The sequence below is a fragment of the Paraburkholderia sp. UCT2 genome (genome assembly GCF_014397665.1).
Taxonomy (GTDB): Bacteria; Pseudomonadota; Gammaproteobacteria; order Burkholderiales; family Burkholderiaceae; genus Paraburkholderia; species Paraburkholderia tuberum.
The window spans coordinates 1-4,187 of sequence record NZ_VZQO01000103.1 but is presented as its reverse complement, the minus strand read 5'-3'; the positions used below and the strand labels follow the sequence as shown (position 1 = coordinate 4,187).

General features: G+C 58.0%; 1 protein-coding gene and 2 pseudogenes. All 3 read right to left on the bottom strand.

Features of this window, described 5'->3' with window-relative positions:
• Positions 1-857: 857 nt before the first annotated feature.
• Entirely contained in the window at positions 858-1,592 is a 735-nt protein-coding gene (locus F6X39_RS35725; protein WP_187620096.1) for an IS6 family transposase, read from the bottom strand.
• A gap of 41 nt (positions 1,593-1,633) precedes the next feature.
• Positions 1,634-2,038: pseudogene (locus F6X39_RS35720) on the bottom strand (Ada metal-binding domain-containing protein); the annotation flags it as partial.
• Positions 2,039-2,197: 159 nt separating this feature from the next.
• Positions 2,198-3,629, bottom strand: a pseudogene (locus F6X39_RS35715) (IS1182 family transposase).
• Between the last annotated feature and the right edge of the window lie 558 nt (positions 3,630-4,187).

The following is a 4,187-nucleotide window of genomic DNA, read 5'->3' as shown; positions in this document are numbered from 1 at the left end:
GCAGCGAGTTCGAGCGGTTCTGCGCTCGTTGCAGAAGATTCCCGCCCTGGTCCGATCCATGTTTCAACATCCGTCAGTCCGCTACGCGGCTTGACCCATGTCCGGTTACTTTGTTTCGGCTTAGTAACTCTCCTATGTTGGCTACGGGATTCGCGGCGATTGAATTGCTGCAGCGAGTGGTTGTCACTATAGGTTTGCGGCGTCCGGGGAAAAACCCACCGAAGACCAATTGAGTTTTCGCAGGTTGTTACGAATCGGAAACACACCTCGCTCGGATGCCGATCTCATTCGATGTGCTCTATCACTAGCGCTGTCGACGCAGTTGTTGATAACGATGCGCACGATGCGCCGCAGCGTCATCGCGTTGTATCTGCAGGTGGGCGATCGCTGTGTGGTGAGCCGGATCCCACCGTCCACGAGGTGGGGGCCACGAGACGCGCCGGTAGCAACCGGGTAATTGCCTGGTGTGTCGGCCGCCGATGTTGTTTCGCTTGTGGCATGGCGGGTATTGCCGGAGACTGCATCAGCCGTAGTGTCGTACGCCTCTACGTTATCTCAAGCGGACGTGCAAGTGTCCTGCGGTCATTGAATCGGCGACCCGTTCGCTCCAACAAATTATCGAAATTTCAGGGCACGAGCGTGCTCGCGATTGTTGTAGCAGCGTGAGACGCGAAGGAAAAGTCGCACGATTCGCGGGCGCCGACGAATCGTACGAATCGTGCCGCGATTCATACAGCGCGCACTCGGGCTGGCTTTACTCTCATTGCGCCCACAACACCGTGTTCGGGGGCTGTGTACCACCACGGCGTTGTCAAGTTACCGAAATCGGGCAACTCAGTAGCATGACTGTCCACTCCTCAGTAACTGGTAGACGGATTTTGGGCGAGGCCGGTGAATTCGCGCCATGCGACAAACCTCGCTGCAAGCTGTTTGCGGTGGAGTGAGGCGCGCAGCAGATGCCGCTTGAGCGCAAAGTGTTGTCTGATCGGCCCGAAGCACGAGAGGAATGCTTGCGTACGTTTCGGGTCACGAAATCCTCGCATCCGGCGCTCGCGTTCACGGGTCGGTTGAGGGCTGTTCTGCGCCCGATTATTCACGCGCGCGGCGGCTTTGACGAAGACATGTTTGACGTTCGCCAGCTCGGGGATCTCCGCCTTCGCTGCCGGGTAGCTGCGCAACTGGTTGGTGACGATCTTGCGCGGCGCGGGATTCGAACGCAGGACGCGCTTGAAGAAGCGCTTGGCTGCAGCCTTGTCGCGTTGCTTCTGGAGCAGGATGTCGAGTTCGGCACCATGTTCGTCGACCGCGCGCCACAACAGATAAGGTTCGCCGCGTAGCGTGACCAACATCTCGTCGAGGTGCCATGTGCTGCCCGGCTTTCGCCGGGTCGATCTGACGCGGTGAGCGAAGTTTGCACCGAACTTTTCGCACCAGCACCGGATCGTCTCGTAGGTCACGATCACGCCGCGCTCGAAAAGCAGTTCCTCGATGTCGCGCAAGCTCAACTGGAAGCGGTAATACCACCGCACGGCGCAACTGATGATGCCGGCCGGGAAACGGTGACCGTGATATATCGATTTTACTTTCTTCATCGCGACATCTTACGCGACGCCTCCCAGCAACCTGACAGCGCCGTTTGGGCGAATTCAATCATCGATACTCCATATTCGGCATCGAAAATCCGCTGGAGGTGCCGGTCGGTAACGCCAACACGAGCGGCCAGTTTTGCGAGGCTCGCGGTGTTCAGGAAGCCTGCCTCGATAAGCATCGCCGCTGCATGTGCGAGCCGGGCAGACACATCCAGTAGGCCGTTGCCGGGTGCCAGCTCTGGCCGACAGCGTAGGCACGGCCGGAAGCCGGCCTTTTCAGCAGCCGCGGCGTTTGGGAAGAAGTGACAGCTTTGGCGCTTCGGCGTCCGGACAGGACAGACCGGCCGGCAGTAGATCCCCGTCGAAGACACGGCGACAAAAAACCAACCGTCGAAACGGCGGTCTCGTGAAAGCAATGTTTGGTAACAGATATCTGGGTCGAGGCTCATGCCCAGACTTTAAAGGAAACGCAGAAACGATTCTGGCCGAGGGCGTGTGGAAACTCCATTTCTACCGCTGAGGGCGACGTTGCCGGTCGGATCGATCAAGTTAGATGCGTCGAGCTTGCGCTAATCGAACATCGCGGCCGCAAGAAGCCCCTCAGGGCCTCAGCTGGTAGCCAGCTTCATCGCCTTCATCATTCCGGCAACCCCCAGTATATTGAGGACGCGCTTGAGGTTGTAGGCTAGCACCTGAAGGCTCATTTCGGTGCTCACCCGTCCGAGCGTGCGGGTCAGGAAGTGTGTGGCACCCATCCACTGCTTGAGCGTACCGAATACATGCTCAACGGTACTTCTGCGGATGGTCATTGCATCAGGCTTGCGGTCGAGCCGACGCTGCATGGCTTCCAGTATCTGTTCGTGCTCCCATCGTCGGATGCGGCGATAGTCGCTGGGAGAACATCGCTCCTTCAGATGGCAACGCGGGCATGCGCTGGGCCAGTACACCTGCAACGTCATGTCACTCTCAACGGTTGTGAATCGACGAATTGCGCGCTCGCCGGCGGGGCATCGATATTCATCGTTTCTTGCAACGTAGACGAAATCGCGCTTGGTGAAGAGCCCTTTCTTCCTTGATGCAGAGGTTAGTGGTTTCGGGACATACGCCTTGATCCCGGCCAGTTCGCACGCACGGATATCCGGACCGCTGAAGTAGCCCCGGTCAGCCAGCACCTTCAGCTTCGGCTTGCCCATCGCGTTCTTCGCCGACAAAGCCACCCTGCTGAGTTGCCCCTGATCGCTTCCGACATTCGTCACCTCATGTTCGACGATCAGATGATGCTTCGTATCCACAGCGGCCTGGACGTTGTAGCCGACCGTTCCGGTTCTTTTGCCACCACTGGTCATGGAGCGGGAATCCGGGTCAGTGAGCGACAACTGTCCGTCCGGTTCATTCTTCAACTGATGTTTGATCTGCTCGAGCTCACGCATCCGCTGGCGCAGGAGCGCGATCTTCTCGTACAGGCGCACGGTCTTCACATCGAAACCAGTCGGACTGGTCCGGTCTGCAGTTTCAATCATGTCGAGGTATCGCTGGACGCTTTCCTCGATCTGCTGCTGGCGTTTGTCGATTTTGCCCGCAGTGAAGTTTCTGTCGCGGCTGTTCACAGCCGTCGATGGCAACCATGTCGCTGGATAGCAGCTTCAGTCCTCGACACAGCTCGACGAAGCGACGGCATACGTTGCGAATGGCCGGGCCATTGTCGCGGCGAAAGTCGGCGATCGTCTTGAAGTCTGGCGCCAGACGTCCTGCCAGCCACATCAGCTCGACATTGCGCTGGCATTCGCGCTCAAGACGCCGGCTTGAGGGTACCCGGTTCAGATACCCGTAGATATAGATCTTGAGCATCACGCCAGGGTGGTAGGACGGGCGCCCGGTGATTGCGGGCGTGGTGCCGTTGAAGCCGAGCGTCGTGAGGTCCAGTTCGTCCACGAACACGTCGACGATTCTGATCGGGTTGTCCTGGCCGATGTAGTCATCGACGCGTTCGGGAAGTAGTGCGACCTGCTTGCGGTCATCGCCTTCAACGAATCGCTTCATGAGTCACCCGGTCTCAATGAGTTGATTCAGTTTAGACGATGAGTGCGTTTTCACACACCCTCGGCCAGATTCGGACATGAGTATTCTTGCCCAGCTTCGTGAGCCGGTACCCGCCTGACGTGAATGCGTCAGCCGCTTAGTGGGTCAACTGACGTATGAAAGGTCTCGGCCACGTTGTAGACGATCTTGCTCAAGCAGCTGAACGACCGAAGGTCGGCGGCTCTCCGACACTGCCTGTATGGTTCCTCGCGGAATCCATGTTGCAACGGGAATTTTTCATTTTTAATCAGTGCATTACATTGAGATGTGGCGGATTTTTTGCTTATCCCGGCCAACCCTCAACCACTCCTCAATATTCTTCAGCTTACTCATCGGGCGGCTATCAGTAAGCGACTCGCGATGCTTGCAATGACCCACATTTTCGCCGAGAAACCTGGAAGGCAGTATGACTTCCTGCGGGACAGAGGCTGGCCTGCCGCAACGGAATCAAACGCGGGTTAGCATTGCTGTCAGAGCCGCACGGTGCGGACGTGCCGCACCCGGCGATTTCCGACGCGG

Bases quoted from the DNA above. Each gene is read 5' to 3' on its own strand.
- F6X39_RS35725 (WP_187620096.1), bottom strand. From the start codon at position 1,592: ATGAAGAAAGTAAAATCGATATATCACGGTCACCGTTTCCCGGCCGGC.